Source organism: Cyanobium sp. NIVA-CYA 375 (assembly GCF_056108345.1).
Genome location: NZ_JBSYHW010000007.1, coordinates 1 through 24,742, shown reverse-complemented (window position 1 = coordinate 24,742; position 24,742 = coordinate 1). Strand labels below are relative to the sequence as shown.

The 24,742-nt window shown below is 61.4% G+C and carries 20 protein-coding genes and 1 pseudogene; 5 read left to right on the top strand and 16 right to left on the bottom strand.

Features of this window, described 5'->3' with window-relative positions; all coding sequences use genetic code 11:
* Positions 1–88: 88 nt before the first annotated feature.
* Complete coding sequence (gene purU / locus AC01FP_RS03475) at positions 89–961, top strand: formyltetrahydrofolate deformylase (protein WP_474478232.1); 873 nt, start codon at positions 89–91, stop codon at positions 959–961.
* Positions 962–964: 3 nt separating this feature from the next.
* On the opposite strand, the gene AC01FP_RS03470 is transcribed toward purU, so the two are convergent.
* From AC01FP_RS03470 to acnB, 4 genes are all read right to left on the bottom strand, one after another.
* On the bottom strand, positions 965–3,568 hold the full coding sequence (locus AC01FP_RS03470) for a S8 family serine peptidase (RefSeq protein ID WP_474478231.1): 2,604 nt from the start codon (positions 3,566–3,568) through the stop codon (positions 965–967).
* A gap of 45 nt (positions 3,569–3,613) precedes the next feature.
* Entirely contained in the window at positions 3,614–5,170 is a 1,557-nt protein-coding gene (locus AC01FP_RS03465; protein ID WP_474478230.1) for a B12-binding domain-containing radical SAM protein, read from the bottom strand.
* 416 nt (positions 5,171–5,586) lie between these two features.
* Positions 5,587–6,498 (bottom strand): hypothetical protein, encoded by a 912-nt coding sequence (locus AC01FP_RS03460; RefSeq protein WP_474478229.1) that lies wholly within the window; start codon positions 6,496–6,498, stop codon positions 5,587–5,589.
* A 9-nt stretch (positions 6,499–6,507) separates the two neighbouring features.
* Complete coding sequence (gene acnB / locus AC01FP_RS03455) at positions 6,508–9,138, bottom strand: bifunctional aconitate hydratase 2/2-methylisocitrate dehydratase (protein WP_474478228.1); 2,631 nt, start codon at positions 9,136–9,138, stop codon at positions 6,508–6,510.
* Positions 9,139–9,241: 103 nt separating this feature from the next.
* Here acnB and AC01FP_RS03450 point away from each other — a divergent pair, with 103 nt between their 5' ends.
* Positions 9,242–10,288 (top strand): 3-deoxy-7-phosphoheptulonate synthase, encoded by a 1,047-nt coding sequence (locus AC01FP_RS03450; RefSeq protein WP_474478227.1) that lies wholly within the window; start codon positions 9,242–9,244, stop codon positions 10,286–10,288.
* 13 nt (positions 10,289–10,301) lie between these two features.
* On the opposite strand, the gene AC01FP_RS03445 is transcribed toward AC01FP_RS03450, so the two are convergent.
* The 4 genes from AC01FP_RS03445 to AC01FP_RS03430 form a co-directional block, all read right to left on the bottom strand.
* Positions 10,302–10,976 carry a diacylglycerol/polyprenol kinase family protein gene (locus AC01FP_RS03445; protein ID WP_474478226.1) on the bottom strand — a complete coding sequence of 225 codons (675 nt, stop codon included), beginning with the start codon at positions 10,974–10,976 and terminating at the stop codon, positions 10,302–10,304.
* A gap of 4 nt (positions 10,977–10,980) precedes the next feature.
* Positions 10,981–11,937: a sigma-70 family RNA polymerase sigma factor gene (locus tag AC01FP_RS03440; protein ID WP_474478225.1), complete on the bottom strand. Its 957-nt coding sequence runs from the start codon at positions 11,935–11,937 to the stop codon at positions 10,981–10,983.
* Positions 11,938–12,102: 165 nt separating this feature from the next.
* The gene (gene ppk1 / locus AC01FP_RS03435; protein ID WP_474478224.1) at positions 12,103–14,241 is read right to left on the bottom strand and encodes a polyphosphate kinase 1; all 2,139 of its coding nucleotides are present in this window, start codon (positions 14,239–14,241) and stop codon (positions 12,103–12,105) included.
* Positions 14,242–14,279: 38 nt separating this feature from the next.
* Positions 14,280–15,578 carry an MFS transporter gene (locus AC01FP_RS03430; RefSeq protein WP_474478223.1) on the bottom strand — a complete coding sequence of 433 codons (1,299 nt, stop codon included), beginning with the start codon at positions 15,576–15,578 and terminating at the stop codon, positions 14,280–14,282.
* 75 nt (positions 15,579–15,653) lie between these two features.
* Here AC01FP_RS03430 and moaC point away from each other — a divergent pair, with 75 nt between their 5' ends.
* Positions 15,654–16,139: a cyclic pyranopterin monophosphate synthase MoaC gene (moaC, locus tag AC01FP_RS03425; RefSeq protein WP_474478222.1), complete on the top strand. Its 486-nt coding sequence runs from the start codon at positions 15,654–15,656 to the stop codon at positions 16,137–16,139.
* Positions 16,132–17,376, top strand: a complete 1,245-nt coding sequence (locus AC01FP_RS03420) for a molybdopterin molybdotransferase MoeA (protein WP_474478220.1) — start codon at positions 16,132–16,134, stop codon at positions 17,374–17,376. The genes moaC and AC01FP_RS03420 overlap by 8 nt, the downstream gene beginning before the upstream one ends.
* A 20-nt stretch (positions 17,377–17,396) precedes the next feature.
* Here AC01FP_RS03420 and AC01FP_RS03415 read toward each other — a convergent pair whose 3' ends face one another.
* Together AC01FP_RS03415 and AC01FP_RS03410 are read right to left on the bottom strand one after the other, a co-directional pair.
* Positions 17,397–17,879 carry a molybdenum cofactor biosynthesis protein MoaE gene (locus tag AC01FP_RS03415; protein WP_474478218.1) on the bottom strand — a complete coding sequence of 161 codons (483 nt, stop codon included), beginning with the start codon at positions 17,877–17,879 and terminating at the stop codon, positions 17,397–17,399.
* On the bottom strand, positions 17,872–18,135 hold the full coding sequence (locus AC01FP_RS03410; protein ID WP_474478216.1) for a MoaD/ThiS family protein: 264 nt from the start codon (positions 18,133–18,135) through the stop codon (positions 17,872–17,874). The genes AC01FP_RS03415 and AC01FP_RS03410 overlap by 8 nt, the downstream gene beginning before the upstream one ends.
* Positions 18,136–18,202: 67 nt before the next feature.
* On the opposite strand from AC01FP_RS03410, the gene moaB reads away from it, so the two are divergent.
* Positions 18,203–18,724 carry a molybdenum cofactor biosynthesis protein B gene (gene moaB / locus AC01FP_RS03405; protein WP_474478214.1) on the top strand — a complete coding sequence of 174 codons (522 nt, stop codon included), beginning with the start codon at positions 18,203–18,205 and terminating at the stop codon, positions 18,722–18,724.
* Positions 18,725–18,777: 53 nt separating this feature from the next.
* Here moaB and AC01FP_RS03400 read toward each other — a convergent pair.
* The 6 genes and pseudogenes from AC01FP_RS03400 to AC01FP_RS03375 all read right to left on the bottom strand — a co-directional run.
* Positions 18,778–18,891 (bottom strand): annotated as a pseudogene (locus AC01FP_RS03400) (DUF3175 domain-containing protein); the annotation flags it as partial.
* Positions 18,892–19,183: 292 nt separating this feature from the next.
* Entirely contained in the window at positions 19,184–19,324 is a 141-nt protein-coding gene (locus AC01FP_RS03395) for a HepT-like ribonuclease domain-containing protein (protein WP_474478212.1), read from the bottom strand.
* A gap of 201 nt (positions 19,325–19,525) precedes the next feature.
* Positions 19,526–19,828 carry a nucleotidyltransferase family protein gene (locus tag AC01FP_RS03390; RefSeq protein WP_474478210.1) on the bottom strand — a complete coding sequence of 101 codons (303 nt, stop codon included), beginning with the start codon at positions 19,826–19,828 and terminating at the stop codon, positions 19,526–19,528.
* A gap of 714 nt (positions 19,829–20,542) precedes the next feature.
* Positions 20,543–21,250, bottom strand: coding sequence for a M48 family metallopeptidase (locus tag AC01FP_RS03385; RefSeq protein WP_474478208.1), 708 nt, complete (start codon positions 21,248–21,250; stop codon positions 20,543–20,545).
* Complete coding sequence (locus tag AC01FP_RS03380) at positions 21,247–24,216, bottom strand: type I restriction endonuclease subunit R (RefSeq protein WP_474478206.1); 2,970 nt, start codon at positions 24,214–24,216, stop codon at positions 21,247–21,249. The genes AC01FP_RS03385 and AC01FP_RS03380 overlap by 4 nt, the downstream gene beginning before the upstream one ends.
* Positions 24,216–24,742, bottom strand: a 527-nt coding sequence (locus AC01FP_RS03375) for a restriction endonuclease subunit S (RefSeq protein WP_474478204.1), incomplete at its 5' end; no start/stop codon positions are given. The genes AC01FP_RS03375 and AC01FP_RS03380, both read right to left, overlap by 1 nt.

Sequence of the window (24,742 nt, the reverse complement as noted above, 5' to 3'; positions counted from 1 at the left end):
CTGGCTCTTCCGGCCTGTCTGTTGCCCCTCGCAACCTGGCCCTAAATGCCGCCGAGGTGCTACGTCTGAATCGTCGTTGACCAAGGCCATGACTACAGCCACCGCCATCCTGCAGATGATCTGCCCGGATCAACCCGGACTGGTGCGGGAATTGTCTGGCTGGGTAGCGGCTAACGGCGGCAACATCGTGCACGCCGACCACCACAGCGATCAAGGCGCCGGCTTGTTTTTGAGTCGGATCGAGTGGCAGCTTGAGGGTTTCGGGCTGCCGCGGCAGGCGATCTGTCCCATGGCCAGCGCCCTGGCGGAGCGTTTGGGCGGCCAATACAAGGTGAACTTCTCAGATGTGCGTCCGCCGGTGGCGATCTTCGTGAGCAAGCAGGACCACTGCCTGCTGGACCTGTTGTGGCGCACGCGCACGGGCGAGTTGCCGATGCAGGTGCCGCTGGTGATTTCCAACCATCCCGACCTTGGCGCCATGGCTGAGGAATTTGGGGCCCGCTTTGCCCATGTGCCCATCTCAGCCGCCAACCGGGAGGAGGCTGAAGCCCGGCACTTGGAGCTGCTGGCCGAGCACGGCATCGAGCTGGTGATCCTGGCCAAGTACATGCAAGTACTTACACCGGCATTTTTGGAGAGCTTTGATCCACCGGATGCTTTCCATCGAGTGATCAACATCCACCACTCTTTCCTGCCTGCCTTCCAGGGCGCCCAGCCCTATCACCGGGCCTGGGAGCGGGGCGTGAAGCTGATCGGTGCCACCGGTCACTACGTGACCGAGCAGCTGGACGGGGGGCCGATCATTGCCCAGTCCACCGTGCCCGTGGGCCATCGCGACGAGATCGATGACCTGATCCGGCTCGGCCGCGACTGCGAACGCCTGGCCCTAGCCCGGGCCGTGCGCCTGCACCTCAAGCGCCAGGTAATGGTTTACCGGGGGCGGACGGCGGTGTTTGCTTGAGGTTTATACGAAGAGGATATCGCTGCCACTGAGGCTGGAAACACCTTCAAGGATTGCGATCAGCTCGTCGCGGTTGCGACCGCCCGTATCAAGCTTGCCATTGCCGTTGCGATCCCAGTAGAGGGAGAGATTGCCGCTCGAAACGGTGGAAAGGTAGGTGGCATTGCGCAGCTGGAGTTTGTCTTCTCCTGCGATGAAATCCTTGATCCGGGCATAGTCGGCTGTGCCTAGGTTGCCGCTGTTGCGGTCGTCGTAGAACACGCCGCGGCTGTCGCCCAGTACGAACACATCGGCTCCGGGGCCTCCAGTGAGCACATCGATCTGCCCCCTGCCCATGGCGGCTGCGGTGGTACCGCTGGCCAGTACGCCTGAGATCCGGTCGTTACCGTTGCCGCCGGTGATGGTGTCGCTGCCGGTGGTGCCCCAGAGGATCTGATCGGTGGTGGTGACCGGCGTTGTGGAGGTGTCGTTCACAGTTATCGAGGCCGATGCGAGCACTGTGGTACTGGCTGCATCGCTGAACAAGTTGGCCACCAAGGTCTCGGCCCCTTCGGTGAGGGCGTCGCTGGCCAGGGTGATGCTGAAGCTGGCCTTGCCGTCGCTGCCTACGATGACGGTGCCCTGCAGGCTCCCTCCCACCACGTCACCGGTGGTGATCCCGGTGCCGCTGAGCGTCCAAGCCAGGCTGGTGTTCGCAGCCACATTGGTGGTGGTGAGCGTGAAGGTGCTGCTGCTGCCCTCGTTAACGGAGTTGGCTTCAGCGCTTAGGGCGTAACTGGGCTGCGGATTCGTGCCGCCACCGCCATCGCCAAAGGTGGCACTAAGCAGCTGTAGGGAGCGATTCACATCCAGACGGCCGCCGGTCACGGTTTTGCCGGAGAGGCTGGTGGTAGCGGCGGTGCCGTCGTAGAGGGCTTTCTGCAGCTGCTGGGGGGTTGCCTGGGGGAAGGCCGAAGCCAGTAGGGCTAGGGCTCCCATTACATGGGGAGTGGCCATCGAGGTGCCGCTGTAGCTGGCATAGCCGCCACCGGCCACGGTGGAGTTGATCGACGAGCCGGGTGCCCCCAGATCAACGGTCTGAGAGCCGTAGCTGGAGAAGCTGGACAGGCCTCCGGAACTGGTGATCGAGGCCACGGCCACCACAGCCTCCCAGCCAAGTGCAGAGGTGGTGCTGTAGTTGGAGGGGAAGTTGCTGGTGCTGTCGTTGTTGGAGGAGCTGTTGCCGGCCGCCGCTACAAATAAATTGCCTGCCCTGCCGCCATTGCCGATGGCGTTGTTGAGAGTGCTGCTGAAGCCACCCCCTCCCCAGGAGTTGTTGGTGCCCACGTACTGCGCGGTGGTCCCATGCTGGGAAGTCATGTTGGCGTAGTAATTAACCGCTGCTACTGCGCCCGAGGTGTACCCGCCGTTGGGCCCCAGGAACTTCAGCGCCATCAGCTGCACATCCCAGTTGACGCCGGCTACCCCAACGCCATTGCTACCGATGCCGCCGATGGTGCCGGCCACGTGGGTGCCGTGGTTGTCACCTTCCGATGGGCGATAGGGATTGTTGGTGTTGTAGACGAAATCCCAGCCGATCAAATCATCGTTGTAGCCATTGCCATCGGTGTCGATGCCATCGGCCCAGCGGGAGTCATTCAGTAGGTCACCGGCATCGATGCGGCCATTGAGGTTGATGTCGCTTACGAAAGCCGAATTGCTGCTGTGGTTGAGATCACGGAAGGTGATCAGGCCATCGCCATTGATGTCGTTGAGGCTGCTGAAGAAGCTGAGCCCCCTGATCTCCCCCTGGTTGAGGAAGATGTTGAGATAAAGGTCAGGGTGGGTGTAGTCGATGCCCTCATCGATCACGCCCACCACGACTTTGCTGCTGCCCGTTTGACCCTGGGCCCAGGCCTGCTCGGCCTGGCTGCCAAAGGCGTTGGTGGTGCCACTGCCACCGGCAGCCGTGGGGTTGTCGCTGGAGTACATCCCCCAGAGGCGGCTGCTAGTTGTGTAATAAGGATCGTCAGATATAGATTGGGTGCCTACCACCCAGTCCACCTCGGCCAACTCAACGCCTGGCCGGTTGCCATAGGCGCGGATGGCCTGATCAACCGACATCCCAGGCGGCACGCCGATCACCTCAACCACCCCCTGGCCCAGCTGCTTCATCAGGTTGGTCTGGATCGTGCTCACCACCCTTCCACCTATGGCACCGAGGGCCGCTAGGCGTTGATTTGCGGTGCTGGTTGGGTTCCACTGCACCAGAATCTGGCTGGTCGTCAGCTTGGGAGTCGCCTGAACGCCCCCTGCGCGTCCGTCCGGCCCGCCCGCTGCTCCGCCACCCAGCGCCAGGGTGCCGTTAATGACTGGGGAGCCAAGTTCCGATTGGATGTCGAGGCTGGTGTTCGGGAAAGGGGCCGTCGGAGATGGATCTATATAGGTTGCGTATCGGGCATCGCCTGTTTCTTTTGCGATCGGCGAGGAGCGGAGGGAGGTGTTGACAGGGTGGTTCTTGTCAGCCTTGTTGACGGGACTGAGCTTGTCCAAGACATTGCTGGAGCGTCGACCAAGGCGGGTGGCTTGCTCCCAGGGCCAGTCTGTGGCGAGGGACAAACGGGCCATGACATCAGTCTCCAATTGGGTAAAGCTTCACGTTGAGCTTGATTTTCACCCTAGTTGGTGCTGCAGCGCCTGTGCAGCATGTTGTTGCAAAGTTTTCGCAGGCAGCGGCCCCTCCAAGTGCGCCCAGGGCAACACCCGCTCCGGGCTCCAGGTGGCGTGGATCACTTCCTCCCAGGCTGGTGGGCTTTCGGGCCCTGAGGTTTGCTCCCGCACCGCCCGATAGGCCTGCTTCCAGCCCCCCAGGCTCTCGTGCTTGCCGCGGGCGGCAGCGATCACCGGCGCTAGGCGCCGGTCGCTGCGCGACAGCAGGGCCTGGATCACACTCCAGCCGTAGCTCTCGGGGCGCAGCTCGATGCCCTTGGGCTTGAGCCGCTTGGCCAGCAGCTTGAGTCGCTTGTCCGCTTCGGGCCGCACGCCTTGCCACTGGAACGGCGTGTGGGCCTTGGGCACGAAGCTGCTCACTCCCAGGGTGAGCCTCAGGCCGGGGGTGGCCTTTTTCAGAGCCAGCAGCAGCTCGGCGGTGGCTTCCACATCGACGTCTTCTTCCGTCGGCAGGCCCACCATGCCGTAGAGCTTCAGGCCCGTGAGGCCACCTTCTTTGGCATAGCGGGCTGCTGAGTAGATCTCTTCGGTGGCAAGTTTCTTGTTCACCACCTGGCGCATGCGCTCGCTGCCGCTTTCAATCGCGATCGTGAGCGATTTGCTGCCCCGTTTGGCCAGGATTCGCCCCAGCTCGGCGGTCACGGTGGCGGCCCGCACCGAGCTGACGCTCACCCGCGTGCCTTCAAAGCGGTCCTGGTCTAGCCAGGCCAGCAGGTCGGCGAATTGGGGGTGCTGGGTTACTGAGGCTCCCAGTAATCCCAGGCGCTGGGTGGCGACCAAACCCTTCTCTACCGCTGGGATCAGGCCGTCTTCCAGGCTGGGGGTGCGAAACGGCAGGGTGAGGTAGCTGGCCAGGCAGAAGCGGCAGAGCTCCGGACAGCTGCGCGCCACCTCCACCATGTGGATCGAGGGCCAGGCCGCCTCCGGGGTGATCACCGCCGAATGGCTCAAGGTGTTGCCGCGCCAGGTTTGTTTGGCCACCGTGGTCGGGATACCCGCTTCTGTTGGCACAACCGCGAGCAGATCGCCCTCGGGGCTATAGCGGGGGGCATAGAGAAAGGGCACATACACGCCGGGTACGGCCGCCAGCCGCCGGAGCCGTTCGGCTCGGGGTGCGCCGCGGCCTGCCTGCAGGGCATCGATGAAGGCCGGCAGCAGCAGTTCGCCATCGCCCAGCAACACCACATCAAAAAATGGTGCCAGCGGCTCAGGATTGGCGGTGAGCACCGGCCCACCGCCGAACACGATCGGGTCGTTGTCGCCGCGCTCGGCCGCCCAGATCGGGATGCGCTGCTGCTCCAGCAGATCCAGCAGCACCGGCCCATCCAGTTCCCAGCTCAGCGATAGCCCGAAGAGGTCGCAGTGGCGATGCGCTGGATCGCCCTGGTCGGTGAATAGGCGCCGCACATCCACATCGGCCCGCTGGGCCAGGCTGGCCCACACCACCTGGTAGCCCAGGCTGGTGATCCCCACGGTGTAGGTGCTGGGGAAGGCCAGCACGGCACGCAGGGCACCGGCCTCAGCTGGGGCGGGTTCGAACAGCAGGATTTCCTTGTTCAGATGAGACGACGGCTGTAGGCCTCCAGCGTCTCACCACGGCAGGCTCGACTTACTTACCGGCCAGGGCGAAAAGGGGGCCAAGTAAGCCACTGATGGGGGCGTTGGGGGTGCCTTTGCTGAAGGTGCTGGTCAGGCCCTGGGCGGCCTTGACGCTCTGGGTGGCCTGGTCACAGCCGGTGAGGGCGTCGCTTCAAACGAGGGCCAGGGCCAGGGCACCTTTAAAACACAATAAATGGAGATCGCGATGCAGTCTTCTGGATACCAGGAAGTCCAGTTGGTGCAATTGATCCTTCAGTTTATGTCAGTCTTTATACCAACGGGCGCCTGCCTGTGCGGCTGTCGCATTGGCGCAGGCCTCAGCGGGCATCGGATTCGTCATCAAACTCGTCCAGCCATTGCTGGTGGTCCTGTTGGATGATCAGCTCTAGCTCGTCGTCGCCTGTAAGTTGTCGAAAGGCGTAGATCGTGCGTCCTTGGAGCCTTCGTGTGCTGGTGAGATCCAGTAGCCAGGTGGTGCCGTCGTCATCGTATTTGGTGACAATCCAGATCTGACTGTCTTCCCGTTTGAGCAAGGGAAATAGCGCGTGCTCTCGCAAGGGGTGATGGGGTTGCAATTTGGCCTCTAGATAGGCCAGAGCGTCGTCCACCACATCCAGCTGCACCATCTGCCAAGGCTCCAGGATTTCCAAGGCCGGGGGTTCTTTGAGGGGTGCGGCTGATTGAGCAGCTGCCCGCTGCCAGGGCGGAGCAGTGGCGGGCTTGCGATGTAAGCGTCCGGCGGCCTTGAGGTTGAGGTAGCGCGTATGGAAGCTGCGCCAGATCCCCTGGCCCAGCTGAACGCTTGCGACAAAAATCCCATCGCAGAGTATTTTGCCGGCGAAGGGGCAGAGTGCGGTTTCCACAAGAAATCCTCGATCTCCGATGATGGCGCTCGGCAGTTGGGTGAGGCCCACTGCGCTGTAAGCCTCGGTGCCCTCCTGATTGAGAAAGATGGCACCGCTTTTCAGGTCTTTGAGGTGTACCCATTCCGCCAGCTGCATCTGGCGTAGGGCCGTGATCACCTCTGAGTCCGCCTCAGTGTCGCGTTGCTCCAGAAACCGAACGGCCTGGTCGAGCAGTGCGGGGCTCTGCTGGAGCCGCTTGCGGGCAGCAGCGAGGCAAGCGGATGGACTCTTTGGAGGTTTCTTGTCGCAGACGGCATGTAGGGCAATGGCCACCCGCTCGTAGGTGGTCATGAAGCGGCGTGCATCCTGTGGAGAAAGCAACATGGCTGCCTTTCACACCCCCGCAAGCACCCTGGCCTCCTCTTCGCTGCTCACAACCCGGCCGCTGTCTTCGAAACCCTCGATTTGATCGAAGTTGAGGTAGCGGTACAGCTCGGCGCCGTAGGGGTCGAGCTTTTCGGCGGCGATCTTCAGGTATTCGACCCTGGAAGGAATCCGTCCCAGTTGGGCGCATACCGCCGCCAGTTCGGCGCTGCCCAGGTATACCTGGGCGCCGTTGCCGAGGCGGTTGTTGAAGTTGCGGGTGCTGGTGGAAAACACCGTGGTGTCGTTTTCCACCCGGGCCTGATTGCCCATGCACAGGGAGCAGCCGGGCATCTCCATGCGGGAGCCCGCCGCTTCGAAGATGGCGTAGTAGCCCTCTTCTTTGAGCATCTCCTCGTCCATGCGGGTGGGTGGGCATACCCACAGCCGCGCGGTGTTTTCACCCTGGCCTTTGAGCACTGTGGCGGCGGCGCGGTAGTGGCCGATGTTGGTCATGCAGCTGCCGATGAACACCTCATCGATCGGCGCACCGGCTACTTCGCTCAGGGTTTTTACGTTGTCGGGGTCGTTGGGGCAGGCCAGGATCGGCTCGCTGATCTGATCGAGATCGATTTCGATCACCGCTGCATATTCGGCATCGGCATCGGCCGCCAGCAGCACCGGGTTGGCCAGCCAGGCCTCCATCGCCTGGATGCGGCGCGCCAAGGTGCGCCCGTCGCCGTAGCCGCGGGCGATCATGTTTTTGAGCAGCGCCACATTGCTGCGCAGGTATTCGCTCACCGTTTCAACACTGAGCTTGATCGTGCTGCCGGCACAGGAGCGCTCGGCGGTGGCGTCGGTGAGTTCAAACGCCTGCTCGAGCTTGAGGTCGGGCAGCCCCTCGATCTCCATGATCCGGCCGTTGAACACGTTTTTTTTGCCTTCTTTGGCCACGGTCAGCAGGCCCTGCTGGATCGCCACGTAGGGGATGGCGTTCACCACATCGCGCAGGGTCACCCCCGGCTGCAGGGAGCCGGAGAACTTCACCAGCACCGATTCGGGCATGTCGAGCGGCATGGCGCCGATGGCGGCAGCGAAGGCCACCAGGCCCGAGCCGGCCGGGAAGGAGATGCCCAAGGGGAAACGGGTGTGGCTGTCGCCGCCGGTGCCCACCGTGTCGGGCAGGAGCATGCGGTTGAGCCAGCTGTGGATGATCCCATCGCCGGGGCGCAGGGCCACACCGCCGCGGGACGCCATGAAATCGGGCAGCTCGGCGTGGGTTTTCAGATCCACCGGCTTGGGATAGGCGGCGGTGTGGCAGAAGCTCTGCATCACCAGATCGGCGGAGAAGCCCAGGCAGGCAAGCTCCTTCATTTCATCGCGGGTCATGGGCCCGGTGGTGTCCTGGGAGCCGACGGTGGTCATCAGCGGCTCGCAGCTGCTGCCGGGGCGCACGCCCGCCAGGCCGCAGGCCTTGCCCACCATCTTCTGGGCCAGGGTGTAGCCCTTGCCGGTGTCGGCCGGGGCCACTGGGCGGATGAACAGGTCGCTGGCGGCAAGCCCCAGCTGGGCGCGCACCTTATCGGTGAGCGAGCGGCCAATCAGTAGGGGGATGCGGCCGCCGGCGCGCACCTCATCGCTGATCGTGCTGGGCTTGAGCTCGAAGCGGGCCACGATCTCGCCGGCGTTCGCTTCGCCGCTGGAGCGCTCGATCGTGCCGGCGTAGGGGCGAATCGTGATCACATCGCCGCTGCTCAGGGCGCTCACGTCGCACTCGATTGGCAGGGCGCCGGAGTCTTCGGCGGTGTTGAAGAAGATCGGCGCGATCTTGCCGCCCAAGATCACAGCGCCGCCGCGCTTGTTGGGCACGTGGGGGATGTCGCTGCCGGTGTGCCAGAGCACCGAGTTGATGGCGGATTTGCGTGAGCTGCCCGTGCCGACCACATCGCCTACGTAGGCCACCGGGTGGCCCTTGGTTTTGAGCTGGCTGATCAGCTCCAGGCCGCCGGGCATGCGGGTTTCCAGCATCGCCATGGCGTGCAGGGGGATGTCGGGCCGGGTGGTGGCGTGGGTGGCGGGGGAGAGGTCGTCGGTGTTGGTTTCACCCTCCACCTTGAACACCGTGACGGTGATCTCGGCGGGCAGCTCGGCCTTGGCGGTGAACCACTCGGCGGCGGTCCAGCTGTCGATCACCCGCTGGGCATAGGCGTTGCCTGCCGCCAGCTCGAGCACGTCGTTGTAGGCGTCGTAGACGAGCAGGGTGCGGCTCAGCCCCTCGGCGGCGGCGCTGGCGATGGCCGGATCGGAGTTGCTCAGCAGCTCGATCAGGGCGCTGACGTTGTAGCCGCCGATCATGGTGGCCAGCAGCTGCACGGCCTCCACCGGACTCACGAGCGGGCTGGTGGCGCTGCCTTGGGCCACGGCGCTGAGCCAGCCGGCCTTTACGTAGGCCGCCTCATCGACGCCGGGGGGGATGCGTTGACTGAGCAGGTGCAGAAGAAACGGCTCCTCGCCAGCGGGGGGGGCGGCCAGCAGCTCGGTGAGCGCCTGGACCTGGCTGGCGGTGAGCGGCAGGGCAGGCACGCCCAGGGCTTCGCGCTCGGCGGCGGCGGCGCGGTAGCTGCTGAGGAAGGTGGCTGGGGACATGCCCTTGTGCGTCATCTGCTTCCCATTCTTCTTGGCAGCCGGTCCCCAGGGTGGTCGCAATCGCTGCTGTCTAGGGTGGAGTGCACACCTGCGGAGCCGCTCTGACGGCCATAGGCCCATGACCACCACCACCTCTGATTTGCATGTGGTGGAAACCCGGCCGCTGGTGGCTCCGGCCCTGTTGCATCGCGACTTACCGATCAGTGAGCGCTCAACGGCAACAGTTCAGCAAGCTAGGGAACGTATTCAGGCGATTCTCCACGGCCGCGATTCCCGCCTGCTGGTGATCGTGGGGCCTTGTTCGGTGCACGATGTGGCGGCGGCCCATGAGTACGCCGACTTCATCGCCGAGGCCCGTCTACGGCACACTGCCGAGCTGGAGATTGTGATGCGGGTCTATTTCGAGAAGCCCCGCACCACCGTGGGCTGGAAAGGGCTGATCAACGATCCTCACCTCGACGGCAGCTATGACATCAATACGGGTCTGCGTGTGGCTCGCGGCCTGTTGCTGCACCTAGCCGAGCTGGGCCTACCGGCGGCCACCGAGCTGCTGGATCCGGTGGTGCCCCAGTACATCGCCGACTTAATCAGTTGGACGGCCATCGGCGCCCGCACCACTGAGAGCCAGACCCATCGAGAAATGGCCTCCGGCTTGTCGATGCCGATCGGCTTCAAAAATGGCACCGACGGCAGTGCCATCACCGCCATCAATGCCATGGAGGCTGCGGCGCGGCCCCACCATTTCCTCGGCATCAATGGGGAGGGCCAGGCGGCGATTGTGAGCACCACCGGCAACCCCGATGGCCACCTGGTGTTGCGGGGTGGCAAGCGAGGTACCAATTACCACCCAGAGGCGGTGGAAGAAGCCGCTGCCGAGCTGGCCAAAGCCGGCTTGCCAGCCCGGGTCATGGTGGATTGCAGCCATGGCAACTCCAACAAGGATTATCGCCGCCAGGGCGAGGTGGCAGAACAGGTGGCAGAACAGCTGCGCGCCGGCTCTGGTCATGTGATGGGTGTGATGTTGGAGAGCCATCTGACGGCGGGCAGCCAGAAGATTCCATCCGATCTGAGTCAGCTCACCTACGGGCAGAGCATCACCGATGCCTGCATCGATCTGGCGAGCACCTCGGAGGTCCTCGAAACTCTGGCTGAGTCTGTGCGCTAGCTAAGCCAGTGCGCTAGCTGAGCCGTTGCCACAGCCAGCCGGCCGCCAGCGGCACGGTGAAGTTGTCGAGGCCCCCTACCGCCACCTGCTCAAGCACCACTGCGGTGGCGCTGATGGCCAGCAGGGCAGGTAGCTCCGGATGGGGCAGGCCAGCCGAGATCGTCAGCTGGCGTACAAGCAGCAGCATGGCCAGGCTGCCAGCGGCCATGGCGCCGGTGCCAACGACGGATTTGCGCTGGCCCCACACCAGCCAGCAAGGGGAGCTCACCAGGGGGCCGAGCAGTCCGGCGAGGCCATCACCCACGGCCATCACCAGCACGCCAGCGGCTACGGCAGCTGGTTGTTGCGGCCAAAACTGCAGCAGCAGCAGGGTGATTGAGGCTCCATAGGCAATGGTGCCGTAGCTGGAGCGGCCCACATCTTCGATGGCTGGCAGCAGGCGGAAGCGATGGTTCAGTGCCGCCAGCAGGGTGATCAGGCCGGCGGCGGGGATGGCGATCAGGCGATCGATGCCGGTGGCCCAGGCGATCGGCACTACGGCACCGGTGCCGATGTGCACCAGCTTGCGACTCCATTCTCGTTGACCATTCCAGCGCTGCCGCACTTGCAGCGCCGCTAGCGCTAACAGAGCCAGCCAGCCAGCAACGGCGGCAACGCCCAGCAGTTGCTGCGACCATCCAGTAGCCATGGGCTCAGGCGGCCTGCTGATAGTTGCTCATCAGGCGCAGCTTCATGATCGCCTTGGCCTCTAGCTGCCGCACCCGCTCTCGCGACACATTGATCAGCCGCCCAATCTCCGCCAGGGTGAGGGGTTCGGATCCTTCCAGGCCGAAGCGCAGCTTGAGGATCTGCTGTTCCCGTTCATTCAGTTGGGAGAGCCAGGTGCCCAGGTGCTCCTTCTGGATGAGTCGGTCCATCGAGTCCAAGTGCTCGTTGCTGGCCGGGTCGGCGATCAGCTCGCCGAGGGTGCTGCGATCTTCTTCGCCACGGGCATGGGCATCGAGGGAGGCGCAGGGAGCGCTCTGGGTCAGCAGGTCCTCAAGATCCCGCGGGACCATGTCCATGGCATGGGCGAGCTCGAGGCGATTTGGTTGGCGGCCGAGCCGATGGGAAAGCTCTCGGCTGATCCGTCGCATTTTTGACAACTTTTCGCTGACGTGAATCGGCAGACGAATTGTGCGAGCACTGTTATCTATCGCCCGAGTCATCCCCTGGCGAATCCACCAGTAGGCATAAGTAGAAAATTTATAGCCCATGGCAGGGTCGAACTTGTCGACGGCTCGCTCTAGGCCAATCGCCCCCTCCTGCACAAGATCCAACAGCTCCAGTCCCTGGTTTTGATATTTCTTGGCGACGCTTACCACCAGGCGTAGGTTGGCCGCCATCATTCGGTCCCGGGCGCGCTGGGCCATGCGCAGCTGGCGCTTGTGCTTAGGGGTGTGTTCGCCGGCAGGTAGCTCGTGTAAGCGTTTGCCGGCCTGCACATGGTGAGCCAGCTCAATTTCTTCGGCGGCTGTGAGCAGCGGAACCCGGCCAATGGTGCCCAGGTACCAGCCGATTGAATCTGCGCTTAGGCGACCTCCAGCCTTAGGGCCTGTGGCGCGTGCCTTTGCAGACGCGGATTTGCTAGCAGCAGCATTTGGCGCCATCAAAGATGGCGAAAGCTTCGAGGCGCTGCTATCAACAACGTCTGAAGCGGATTGCAAAGGCGTCCCCACACCCAAGCCTCCGTATTGGAATTAGTCGGAATTTAGCACTGCATCGTTGGTTTTAACTCGTTGATTTGGAAGACTTCCTATATGGATTGCTGTTGATCACGCTACCAAGCCGCCGCGCCAGCGACGCATCATCTCTCGCTGAACCAGTTGTTGTTCGCCCTCAAGCTGTCTTTGACTGAACTTTCCTTGGTTGTCCATGTGCCAGGCACCTGTGTCATTTAGGTAGAGATCGATGACTTGCTCAAGCTGATGGCGCAGTTTTGGATCTTCGATTGGGGCTACCGCCTCCACTCTTCTGTCCAGGTTGCGTGACATCCAGTCGGCACTGCCGAAGAAAAGTTCGGGCTCGCCGCCATTGCCAAACCAAAACAACCGTGAGTGCTCGAGGAAGCGACCGATCACACTCACAACCTGGATGTTGTCGCTGATGCCCTCCAGTTGGGGTCGCAGGCTGCACATGCCACGCACCACCAGCTCGATCATGACGCCAGCCTGGGAGGCTTCGTAGAGCAGGGCGATGATCGCTGGATCCACCAGGGCATTCATCTTTGCCCTGATGCGTCCGCCCCTGCCGGCCTGGACATGGTCGATTTCGCGGCGGATCAGGCCTTCCATGCGGCTGCGCAGGGTCACTGGAGCCACTAGTAGGCGTCGGAAACTTTGCTGCTTGGAGAAGCCGGTGAGGTAATTAAAAAGCTCCACCAAGTCGGCACCGAATTCGGGCCGGGCAGTGAGTAGGCCGATATCGGTGTAGAGGCTGGAGGTTTTGGAGTTATAATTGCCCGTACCTATATGCACGTAGCTGTTAAGGCGCTCCTTCTCCTTGCGTACTACGAGCAGGATCTTAGTGTGGGTTTTCAGGCCCAGTACTCCGTAGACGACGTGTACTCCAGACGCCTCCAACTGCTTGGCCCATTGGATATTGTTGTCTTCATCGAAGCGGGCTTTTAATTCAACAAGAGCCATCACCTGCTTGCCGTTTTCAGCGGCTCGGATCAGTGCCGCCACCACAGGTGAATTCTTGGAGGTGCGGTAGAGGGTCATCTTGATGGCCAATACCGAGGGGTCGTCGGCGGCCTGGTTGAGGAATTCCTCTACCGACGTGGAAAACAGGTCGTAGGGGTGATGCAGCAGCACATCACCTCGGCGGATCACCGAGAAGATGCTTTCAAATTCCTCCGCCTTGATGGAGCCGTCTTCCAGCTGGCTTTTCTGGGTGCGCGCCAAAGCAGGTGTGGTGCGGCCCTTGTGGGGCTTCTCCTTGAGTTGGGGTAAGGGAATGGCCATCAGGCTCATCAGATCGTCAAGGCCTAGGGGCCCATTGACCCGGTAAACGTCTTCCGCCTCGACGGCGGTGCCTTCCATCAGTAGCTGCACCACCGCTTCTGGCATTTCATCGGCCACCTCCAGCCGCACCACCTCGCCGCCGCGGCGGCGTTTGCGCAGGCCCTCCTCAAGGGCCTCCATCAAGTCGTCGGCCTCTAGGTCGCGCAATTCCAGGTCGGCATCGCGGGTGACGCGGAAGAAGTAGTGCCCCTCCACGTGCATCCCTGGGAACAGCAGGCCGAGGTTGAAAGCCACCACCTGCTCGAGGGGCACGGCCGTAAACACGGGCTCGGGCTGCTTGCTGCTCAGGTGGGGGGGGAGCTGGACGAAGCGGGGCAGGTTTTTCTGTGGCACTTTCACCCGGGCGAATTCCTGCTGACCCGTATCGGGGTCGCGCACTAGGGCGGCCACGTTGAGGCTCAGGTTGCTAATGAAGGGAAAGGGGTGGGAGGGATCAACCGCTAAGGGGGTGAGTACCGGGAAAATGGCGCTCTGGAAATAGGCGTTGAGCCAATCGCGCTGGGGACTGTTGAGGTTGGCGTAGTCGGTGAGGTGAACGCCGTAGTCGCAGAGATGGCTCTTTAGGGAGTGGCGGTAGTGCTGCTGCTGCAACTCCAGCAGGGGGTGCAGCTTGGTACGGATCGCTTGGAGCTGTTGCTGGGCGGTGAGTCCGTCATCGCTAAGACTGCTCACCCCGGCATCGATCTGGGACTTCAGCGAGGCCACCCTCACCATGAAGAACTCATCAAGGTTGTTGCTGAAAATGGCGCTGAATTTCGCCTGATCTAGCAGCGGCGTGCGCTCGTCTAGGGCCTGGGCTAGCACCCGGTAGTTGAACTCCAGCCAGCTCAGTTCACGGTTGATGTAAAGCTCGGGAGCTAGCCGGATTTCAGCCGTTGATTCCGCCACGCAGCACCTTGACCTTGATTAGCGGCAACGTAGCAATCTCAACTGTCTGATCCTTGTAGTCCTGCTTTCATCCCGGCGTTTTGGCCAGGCAGACCACCCGCCACCAGCATGGCCACCCCCACCAGCAAGGCGATGCCGAGCCAGAAGGGGCTTTGGCGCCCGCTGGTTTCGTAGGCCAGGCCCGCCAGCGGTGGGCCCAGGAAGCTGCCCAGGCTCTGGAGCCCCTGCAAGCTGCCCAGGGCGGCGCCTTGGCCTTCACCGTCAAGGCGGCGTGACACCAGGCTGCGCAGGCAGGGGGTGACCAGGCCGGTGCCCAGGGCCAAGATCGCAACGGCGCTGAATACCACCGGTTGGGCGTTGGCCCGGGTGGCCAAGGGGATCAGCAGGCAGCCGGCGATCACAAAGCCCAGGCCGGCCAGGGTGAGGCGCCATTCGCCGAAGCGCTTCACCAGCGGTCCGATCAGGCCGCCCTGCACCACCGTGGCCACCACGCCCACCACTAGGAAAGCTGCGGCCGCTAGGCCGGGCCCCCAGTTGAAGGCCTGCTTGAAATAGAGCACCAGCACGGCGGTGAAGCCGTTAAAGGCCAGGAAAAACAGAAAAAAAGCCACGCAAAGCCGCCGCACCTGGGGGTTGGTGAACACCCGCTGCAGGGCGGCAAAGGGGTTGAGATCCCGTTTGCGCGGCATGGCTCGGCGTGCTTCTGGCGGGTGGGTTTCTGGCAGCACGGTGAGCACCAGCACCAGGTTGAGCACGGCGATCGCTACGGCAACGAGCAGCGGCAGGGTGACGTTGATCTGGCCGAGCAGCCCGCCTAGGGCGGGGCCAAGAATGAAGCCCAGGCCAAAGGCCACCCCGATCAGACCGAAGGCCTTGGCCCGTTTTTCCGGCGGCGAAATATCAGCCAGCACGGCGCTGGCTGTGGCGGCGGTGCCGCCGCTGACCCCGTCGATTAGCCGGGCGCCGAATAGCAGGGCCAGGGGCAACCCGGCGGCCTGGGCTTCAGGCCAGAGGCTGGCCCAGGGCAGGCTGATGGTGAGGGCAAACAGGGCCAGCCCTAGCACCGAGCCGGCTACGCAAACGCTGATGACCGGTTTGCGTCCGAAGCGGTCGCTGAGGGCGCCGATCAGGGGCGTGAAGGCAAACTGGGCCACTGCGTAACTACCCGCTAGCAGGCCCAGCACGCGGCCGTCATTGGTGAAGCCCGCCAGCAGAAACGGCAGCAGGGGAAACACGATGCTTTCCCCCAGCCGGTCGTTCAGCAGGGTGAGGAAGGCGCAGAAGAAGGTGGAGGGGCGGGGGAGTGACAACGGCAGGGCGGCTAGCCAGCGCTTCAAGCCACACGTTATGGGGCGGTAGCGGTGCCGCTAGGTGCTGAGCTTTGATGCTGGGGCGTCGATTGCAGGATGGCTATGGCTGCAGCGGAGTTGACCCATCTCAATGCCGCCGGCGAGGTGCACATGGTGGAGGTGGGCGATCGGCCTGCCACTGCCCGTGAGGCGCAGGCCGAGGGCTTCATCAGCATGGAACCTGCCACTCTCGCCCTGGTGCTGGAGGGCCGAACCGCCAAGGGCGATGTGCTGGCGGTGGCGCGGGTGGCTGCGATCCAGGCCGCTAAGCGCACCTGGGAACTGATTCCTCTCTGCCATCCGATCGCCCTCAGCGGGGTCAGCGTGGAGCTGGAGCGGGCCGCTGACGGTAGCGGTCTGCGCCTGACGGCTACTGCTCGCACCATTGCTCCTACCGGGGTGGAGATGGAGGCGCTCACGGCTGTGCAGGTGGGTCTGCTCACCCTCTACGACATGCTCAAGAGCGCCGATCCCGCCATGACCATCGGCCCGGTGCGCCTGTTGCGCAAGAGCGGCGGCCGTAGCGGCGACTGGCAACGGCATGACTGAGCCCTTTGGCCCCGAAGGCCTGCCTTTGGAGCAGGCCCGCGCCCAGATTCTTGAGCGGCTGCAGCCCCTGGGGCTGGTGGAACAGCTGCCGTTGGCGGCCTGCCTAGGTCGCACCACCGCTGAGCCCGTACTGGCGGCGGCGGCCGTGCCGGGTTTCCGGGCTTCGATCATGGATGGCTACGCCATCGGCGGCCAGGCGGCTGAGCTGGGCAGTAGCTGGCGGTTGGTGGGTTACTCCGCTGCTGGAGCGCCCTATCTGGCAGCACTGGCCCCGGGCGAGGCGGTGCGGATCCTCACCGGCGCAGTGGTGCCCGCTGGTAGTGGCCGGGTGTTGCCCCAGGAGTTGGTGCGGCGGTTGGAGGGCGCGGTGCCGGATCGAATCGAATTGGTGCATCCCTGTGGCCCTAACCCCTGGATCCGCAACCCCGAGGAGGAGGCAGCCCAGGGAGACGCACTGGTAGCGGCTGGCCAGCGCTTAGGTGTGGCCGAGCTCGGCCGATTGGCCAGTTGCGGGGTGCAGCAGCTCACGGTGACCCAGCGGCCGCGGCTCGGTTTGCTGATCAGTGGCGATGAACTGCTCAGTCCCGGATTGCTTCGGGGCCCTGGCCAGATCTGGGAGAGCAATTCCGCTTTGCTCACGGCGTTGCTTAGTCGTCTTGGCTTTGAGGTGGCCGATCAGCGCGTCGTCGTCGACGAACCGGAGCCGTTGCGTGATGCGTTGCTTCAGCTGGCGGCCGGTTGCGATGTGGTGGTGAGCACCGGTGGCGTGTCCGCCGGTGACAGTGACTGGATCCGCTCTCTGGTGGCTGAACTCGGCGTGGTGCGCTTCTGGAAGTTGTTCCTCAAGCCGGGGCGGCCATTCGCCTGGGGAGAGGTGGCCGGCACTCCCTTTTTCGGGCTGCCGGGCAACCCGGTGGCGGCGGCGATTACAGCTCTGCAGTTGCTCTGGCCGGCGCTACAAAAACTTGAGGGCGGCGAGTTGCAGCTGCTGCCTAGGTTGCGGGTGCGGCTGGAGCAGGACTTGCGCCGCGGTGCAGGGCGGCCGGAGCTGGCCCGGGCCCAGCTCGTGGTGGCAGCCGATGGGGCGCTGTTGGCACGGGTGGCAGGCTCGCAGGCCTCATCGCGCATCGGCTCGCTGCAGGGGGCTGATCTGCTGCTGGAGATCCCGGCGGAGCTGGGTACTCTTGAAGCGGGAACGGAACTCTGGGCCCAGTTGCTGCGGTTGCCGATCTTCTGAGCTGTTTACTTCTGAGGCGTTTATAGGGGGGTGTTGCCCTGCACCCAACTGCTGCTGCCAGCCGCCAGCCACTCGCGCTTCCAGAAGGGGGCCTCGTGCTTGAGGGCCTCCAGCAGCTCCTGGCAGCAGCGCAGGGCCGGGCCGCGGCGGCTGGCGGCCACGGCCACCAGCACGATCGACTCGCCTGGCAGCACCCGCCCCACCCGGTGGCGCACCAGCACCGCCGTGGCGCCGTGCCTGGCGGCGGCGGCACTGGCCAGGGAGTGCAGCTGGGCCTCGGTCATGCCTGGGTAGTGCTCCAGCTCCAGGGCGGATAGGGCTTCGCCGCCAGCTGCGGTGGGGCGCACCCTGCCGATGAAGTGGCTCTCAGCGGCGGGCAGATCCCCGAGGGCTGCGGCCAGCGTGGTGTGCCAGGCGGCAAGGCTCTGCAGCGGGTCAAACGGTGCAGGCTCTATCGCGATGGCGAGTAAGGGGCCGTCCAGGGGCAGAGGGCCGTCAGCCACCGCTGATCGGCGGCAGGAAGGCCAGTTCGTCGCCGTCTGTCAGCGGGGCATCCCAGCTGGCGAACCGCTGGTTGATCGCTACCCGCACCCCGGCGGGCGGTTCGTCTGGCCCGAGCCCAAGCTGCTGCCAGAGGGCCAGGGGTGTGCGGGCCGTGGTTGCCGGGGTCACCAGCTGCTCGCTCCAGCCTGTTGCTTCGCGCAGGGACGCGAATAGCCGCACCTGAATGCATACCCCTTGTTGGGCGGACGCGGCCATGGGCTACAGCGGCTGGTGGTCAGTCTGGGCCCAAGCACAATGAAACGACGTTTCGTCTGGCCCCCTGGTGAGCCTTGCCATCGCTCTGCTTACGGTGTCGGACACGCGCACCCTCGAAGACGACCGCAGCGGTGACGCCCTGCTGGCGCGGCTGCAGGCGGCTGGTCACCGGCTGGTGGAGCGGGAGCTGGTGCCCGACAACCGCTACCGGATTCGCTCTGAAGTGAGCCGCTGGATCGCCGATGAGGCAGTGCAGGTGGTGATCAGCAGTGGCGGCACCGGTCTCACCGGCCGCGACGGCACGCCGGAGGCGGTGGCGCCCCTGCTCGATAAGACGATCGAGGGTTTCGGTGAGCTGTTCCGGGTGCTGTCGTTTGACACGATCGGCACCAGCACGCTGCAGAGCCGCTGCCTGGCGGGGGTGGCCAACGGCACGGTGATCTTTGTGCTGCCCGGCTCGCTCGATGCGGTGCAAACCGCCTGGGACCGGCTGATTTGTGCCCAGCTCGATGCAGGGACGCGGCCTTGCAACCTGGTGCAGTTGCTGCCGCGGTTGCGGGAGTCGCCGGATAAACCGGCTGTTCCGTGATGAGGCCTCAGGCGCCCGCTGCAGTGATATCGCTGGTTGGGCAGCATTGATATGGCCGAACTGAATTGACTTGATTTCCTCCGGTGGCTGGATTGCCCCGATGTATTTAATGAGCTGATGATCTTATGTGGATTTTTCCAGCTGAATAAACCGGGCCCTAGCTCCAGTGAATTGCAGGAGTGTCAGGCTTAAGGAGAGGTAACACCTTCGCAATAACCATCGCTTAGCCGGTTTGGTACGGCGGGACTCAAGACCAGCACCCAATCCCACCTCTTCAGCCAACCCTCGAAGAATCCTCACGCCAAGGCTGTTTCCCATTTCTGAAACTTCGCTTGCGTGCTCCAGCCGCGGCTATACACAGTCTATACACCCATCTTTCTAGCGCTCGCCATCACCTGGCCGCAAGGAGCGGGTAGCAAAGCAGAAGGCCTACGGCGGCGGCTCAGGTGGATGGCAGGGTTAGTTTGCGCCAAACAAATCGTGGAGAAGGTTCCCCACCTCTTCTTTTAGGACAACCAGATCGGAGTAGACAAGGCCGAACACCGAATCGTCGTCAACGGCACCATAGTCATGAGCGAGGAGATTCCTAAAATCAATCATAGCCTTGAATTAGATATTGAAAGAAATAAGCGCTCATCAAGCACGCTGATTCTGCGAAGAGCTTCGCCAAAGATGATAAATTCTCGCTCCACTGACGACCTGACAGCGCGCCAGGCTCGATACTCCTCCAAGGAGACAGCCTCGGTCACCTCTTCAATCGCAACGCAAGCATCATAGATATCCTGCAAATACGCAGATACATCACGTGCCATAAATAAGCTTCTTCGTCCGATCAATCTCGCTGGCGATGACCTTATTCTTGACAGCACCGCTCATTACCAAGTCAACCTCGCTCTGAAGGATCTTGCTAAATGCAGCACGAGCCTCTAGGTAAGTATGGAATTTCTTGGAGATATCGATAGGCCCAAACTCTACAAGAAGATCAACATCGCTGTCTCCATGCTTGAAGTCTTCTCTGAGAGCAGAGCCAAAGATAAATAAGCGCTCGATACCGTACCTCTGGCAGGCTTTTGCGATCTCTTCTCGCTTCTCATCAATGATCATGGGCATGAGACGCAACTCCTCAAGCCATCTTAGCCGGATACGAGAGCGGCAACAGGAGGCAAGCACCTATGCCGCGTCAAACTAACGCTTATTGGATGGTTTCCGAGAACCACGGCAACGCTCTTTCTTGTTTCCGATAACCACCTCCTTGTTGCCAAGCTAATCCTAGCCATCGCAGTCAGTTCATGGCAGATGTGCTCGATATGAACAGTGGATATCGGACCCGATATCCACATGTAGCAGTTGCTATAAACTGCACTGCGGGTTGAGAGGGCGACGGTCGGCCCTGAAAGGCAGGCAACGCGGAGGCCATAGATCTAACGCTACAGCAAATTATCCTTGGTCTTTATTTCTGTGTCGGACTTTAGGCTGATAAGACAGGCGAGATCTAGGGCTCATGTTTACGAGCAAAGTATCAGCGTGCCGGCAACATAGCCCGATTATTCTCACATCGACTAAATACCTTCGCTGTCCTGAGTAATCATTCAGAAAATTCAAGATATGTCAACCAATACTTGAAAGAGTTTCTGGCGAACCTTCGCATGGCCTTGGCTTGGTTTTTCAGATTCTTCGAACGCTCCCACTCAGCCGCAGGTTCAGGCAGGCGTGGCAACTTTCTTTGGAATTGGCGGGAAAGATCGTGACGGTGCTGGATTGCTGGATTGAGGATTTGCTTGAGGTTATTGAGGGGTAGTTGAGGGAAATGCATGTCCCTCAGAGCAGCTCTGCCCCCGTTTTCCTTAACCACTGTCTGTGCTCAGGGTAGGAAGCATCATGGCGACCAACCAACTGCCAGAAGTCCTTGGAGTGGTTTGGATGGATGAGATGGCACAACTCATGGATCACCACATAATCCACGATGCTGTGCGGTGCCTTGATGATGTTCCAGTTGAAGACCACCTCCCCCTTTTTGTCGCAGGACCCCCAGCGGGACTTGAAGCTGCGGACACTGATCCCCGCTGGTGAGACCCCGATCTGCTGGGCATAGCGGTGGGTCTTGTCCTGGAGGCGTTCAAGTGCCCGTGAGCGATACCAGTTTTCCAGGTATTGCTGAATCCTTAGTGCTTGATGCTCACGCTGCTCTGTTGGGCGGATGGTTGCTCGGAGGTATCCACCTGAGAGGCATACCCCCACTTGATGACCCTCTTGAACCTTGAGGCGGTAGTTGCGACCCAGGTAAGGGAAGGACTCACCACTGACCAGTTCTTTGGTGCGGTGGGGTGGCACCCGTTTGAGTTCAGCAACCTTGGACCTGATCCAGGGGCGTTTCTGCTTGAGGATCTCTGCCACCCTTTGATCCTCCAGGTGCTCAGGGACCCTTACCTGCAAATCAGTGCCAACGATGTGCAGACCAGCAGTGCGCCTGATGGATCGCACCACCTCCACCCGCAAACCCAGGACCTCCTCTGGAATAGCAGTCACCTGAAGTGCCTCTTGCCCAGGTCCATAAACCGCTCGGTCACGGCATCAACCAGAGCCCTGTCACCGAAGGGTTGATCCAGGATGGACCGCTTGATCTGCTTTTTGATGCGGGTGACCTCATCCCACTTGTCAAAGAACCCGACGATTTGAGTTGCCTCCTGGAATTCGGCAACAAGTTCCTTGGTGAGGTCCAGCACCCTCTGGTGTGTTTCCTCATCCATGGTGTCGTCGCTTGCTGCCTTGGTGATTTCTGCCATCAGCGACCTGTAGAAGGGACCCTCTATCTCGCTCAGTCCCAGGTCCTCGTTCTGCTGGGTCTTCTCCTGCTCGATCCCATCACGGAACAGCAGGAGTTGCTGCACCAGTACCTCCCACTTCTGTTGGTACTTCTGGATGATCTCCTCTAGACGCAGTGCCAGGGACTGGTAGTACTCCGGGTCATCGTCCAACTTGACCTTGAGGTGTGCCTTGATGGCATGTTCCACCTCAGATGCCTTTGCCCTGTCGTTGGTTTGGGCGGCAAGGACCTGCTCAAACTCCACATCAAAGAGTTTGGTGGGGGGCACCCGTGGATCTACTCCTGTGGCACGGACATGCTCTTCAATGAGAGCACGGACCTTTTCCCCGCACCCCACAAGGTTGAGTTGATCATCCCGATAGCGGTTACGGCATCCGATGACCACCTTGCCCAGTGCCTTGAGATCACCCAGAAATGGTGTTGCTGCTGGATCGGGTAGGACGATCTCCACCTGCTTGGCAAAGGTCCGAAAGTCCGCTTCAAACTGCTGCCGCTTGAGTTCGTCTTCAAGGGCAGCAACGCAGGCATCAATGTCCTGGAGGTTCAGACCCTTGAGGTGTTGCTTGACCCTGGTGTGTGCTGCCTGAAGTTTCGGGATTTCGTCTTTGAGGTTCTTGAGGGCACCTTTGACATCGGTGGAGGAGAAAACCTTGAGGGCATCAGCGAGGTAGTCGGTCAGACCGTAGTAATCAACGATGTACCCACTGAACTTATTGGCGGCGGTCCGATTCACCCGTGCAATCGCCTGCAGCAGGGTGTGGTCGATCAGTTTGCGGTCTAGGTACATCACCTGACAAATGGGGGCATCAAACCCCGTCAAGAGCATGTCCTTGACGATCAGCAAGGACAAGGGATGCTCGTGAATTGGTTTCTTGAAGTTCTCAATCGCCTGCTTGTGGTCCGCAGGATTGGTCCATTTCGCCAGATGAGGTGGGTCGTTGTGGTCACCTGAAATCACCACTGCTGACTCTGGTGCTCCTGGTACCTGGTCCAGTTTTTGTTTGTAGGTGACTGCTGCTTCCCTGCTGCCTGTCACCAAGATGCCCTTGAAGCCATTCGGCAGGATGGTGCTGCGGTAGTGCCCTACCAGATCGAGCCCGACCCATTCAATGCGTTGAGGTGCTTCCAGCACTGCCTTTTCGGTGCCGTACTTCTTCTTGATCGCTGCCTTTTCCTCTGGGGTCTTGTCCTGGAAGTAGCGGTCAAAGAGGGCATCCAGCGAATCGCCTGTGACCTTGGTGGTTGCTTCGCGACCTTCGTAGAGGATCTGGCAGGTGGCACCATCGGCGACTGCCTGCTCAATGGTGTAGGTGTCTATGTATCCACCGAACTCTTGGGTGGTCTTCTCAGTGGTGATCAGGGGGGTGCCCGTGAAGGCGATCTTGGGGGCATTGGGCAGGGCGGTGTTGATGGCAGCACCAAGGGTTCCGTACTGAGTGCGGTGTGCCTCGTCTGCCAGCACGATGATCCGATCTGAGTCGTTGAGGCAGGAGTAGCCAAAGTCCCCTTCCTGCAGTTTCTGGATCGTGGCGGTGACCAGATCAGAAGCGTCCCTGGCAAGCAGGTCCTTGAGGTGACTTACCGACGAGGCATTGAGAACGGACTCCCCTTGAGCGTTGCGGAAGGTGGCAGTCAGTTGCCCGTCCAGTTGGGTGCGGTCTGTGAGGAAGACGAGTTTGTAGTCCCGTAGCAGTGGGTCCCGACGGATCTTCTGGGTGAGGAAGACCATGGTGAGGGACTTGCCTGAACCCTGGGTGTGCCAGATGACCCCGCCTTTGCTCTTGCGCTCTCCTGGTGCTCTGAGGCGTTCAATGGTCTTCTGGACTGCCCTGAACTGCTGGTAGCGGGCGATTTTCTTGATCGTGCGACCGCTTTCGGTTTCGTAGAGCGTGAAGTTCTGAATGATGTCCAGGAAGGTGGCAGGGTTCAGCAGTCCCTGGATCAGGAGTTGCTGGGCAGTGGCAGGGGACCCCAGGTCATTTGGATCAGTTGGGTATGGGTCTTTCCATTCCAGGTAGTACTCAACAGGTGAGGAGATGGTTCCGACCCTTGCTCCATCCCGATGAGTGGAGACCATCACCTGGTTGTAGTGGAAGAGTTTCTCGCATCCTTCTGTGTCGCTGGGATTTCTGAGGTTGGCGTAACGGCGTAGTTGGTTGATCCCCTCTGCCATCGGATCGGTCACGAATGGCGACTTGCACTCAATGACCCCTAAAGGCAATCCATTCACGAAGAGCAGGATGTCGGGAATGATGTTCTGGGATGGACCCTGGATCTTGAACTGATCAACGCAGAGGAACTCGTTGTTCTTTGGTTGGTCAAAGTCAATCAGTTTGAGGGTTTGCCCACGACGACCGCTCCCAAGGTCCTGATCCACACTGAAGTACTGGGTGAGTCGTTCCCAGAACCACTTGTTTGACTCCATCAAGGTGGAGAACTGAATCAGGGTGACTTCTCGGACGACCTTGCGGAGGTTGTCTTCGCTGATCCAGGGATTGATGCGTTGGATTGCCTGCTCAAGGTTTGGAGTGAGGACCACATCCTTGAGTGAAGAACGATGGTTGGAGGTGCCTGGGACGAGTGTGGTGCCATCAATGTGCAACCATCCCAGACCCTTGAGTTGCTCAAGGGCAGGTGCCTCAACTAATTGCCTCTCGTCTCCTGCCATTAGATGCTGACCCTCTTGCGACCTGAGAGGAGGTCTGTCGCTAATGCCTGCTTCAGGTGAAGAAGTTTCTGTTTTTTTGTAGCGTGCTTATCTATGCAACAGGAAATTGACTCGTATATAGATGTAGCAATCCTCTGTTCTGATTCGTTGGGAATTTCAATCTCAAGGTTGCGAATGTCTTTCACATTCGCATGCCCCACTGTTGAACCGCCTGAAAGCAGTTGAAGTTTTTGCTGAGTTGCCAGCGACCTGAGGCGGAATAGCAAGAACTCTGGCGACAGGATTCTGGGATTTGCTCTTAGGAGCATCATGCGCTGACCAATGCAAAGGGGAAAATCTTTGGGAACGAGGCATGCCTCACCGAGTGGTGCCTCTCTTGTGAAAAGAATATCCCCTGGTTCTGGTTTGTCTTTTTGAATCCACTCCCGATAACTCTCTTCTGAAATAAACTTCAGGGCACCTCGAAAAATACGATCAGCCCTTGCGTTGAGGCGACAATAGCTTATAATTTGAATAGTTAATTGCA

Coding starts and splice junctions, on each gene's coding strand:
- moaC (WP_474478222.1), top strand. CDS start 15,654: ATGGCTGCAGCGGAGTTGACCCATCTCAATGCCGCCGGCGAGGTGCAC.
- AC01FP_RS03460 (WP_474478229.1), bottom strand. CDS start 6,498: ATGTTGCTTTCTCCACAGGATGCACGCCGCTTCATGACCACCTACGAG.
- purU (WP_474478232.1), top strand. CDS start 89: ATGACTACAGCCACCGCCATCCTGCAGATGATCTGCCCGGATCAACCC.
- AC01FP_RS03395 (WP_474478212.1), bottom strand. CDS start 19,324: ATGATTGATTTTAGGAATCTCCTCGCTCATGACTATGGTGCCGTTGAC.
- AC01FP_RS03470 (WP_474478231.1), bottom strand. CDS start 3,568: ATGGCCCGTTTGTCCCTCGCCACAGACTGGCCCTGGGAGCAAGCCACC.
- AC01FP_RS03410 (WP_474478216.1), bottom strand. CDS start 18,135: ATGGCCGCGTCCGCCCAACAAGGGGTATGCATTCAGGTGCGGCTATTC.
- AC01FP_RS03390 (WP_474478210.1), bottom strand. CDS start 19,828: ATGATCATTGATGAGAAGCGAGAAGAGATCGCAAAAGCCTGCCAGAGG.
- acnB (WP_474478228.1), bottom strand. CDS start 9,138: ATGACGCACAAGGGCATGTCCCCAGCCACCTTCCTCAGCAGCTACCGC.
- AC01FP_RS03440 (WP_474478225.1), bottom strand. CDS start 11,937: ATGGCGCCAAATGCTGCTGCTAGCAAATCCGCGTCTGCAAAGGCACGC.
- AC01FP_RS03450 (WP_474478227.1), top strand. CDS start 9,242: ATGACCACCACCACCTCTGATTTGCATGTGGTGGAAACCCGGCCGCTG.
- AC01FP_RS03445 (WP_474478226.1), bottom strand. CDS start 10,976: ATGGCTACTGGATGGTCGCAGCAACTGCTGGGCGTTGCCGCCGTTGCT.
- AC01FP_RS03380 (WP_474478206.1), bottom strand. CDS start 24,216: ATGGCAGGAGACGAGAGGCAATTAGTTGAGGCACCTGCCCTTGAGCAA.
- AC01FP_RS03420 (WP_474478220.1), top strand. CDS start 16,132: ATGACTGAGCCCTTTGGCCCCGAAGGCCTGCCTTTGGAGCAGGCCCGC.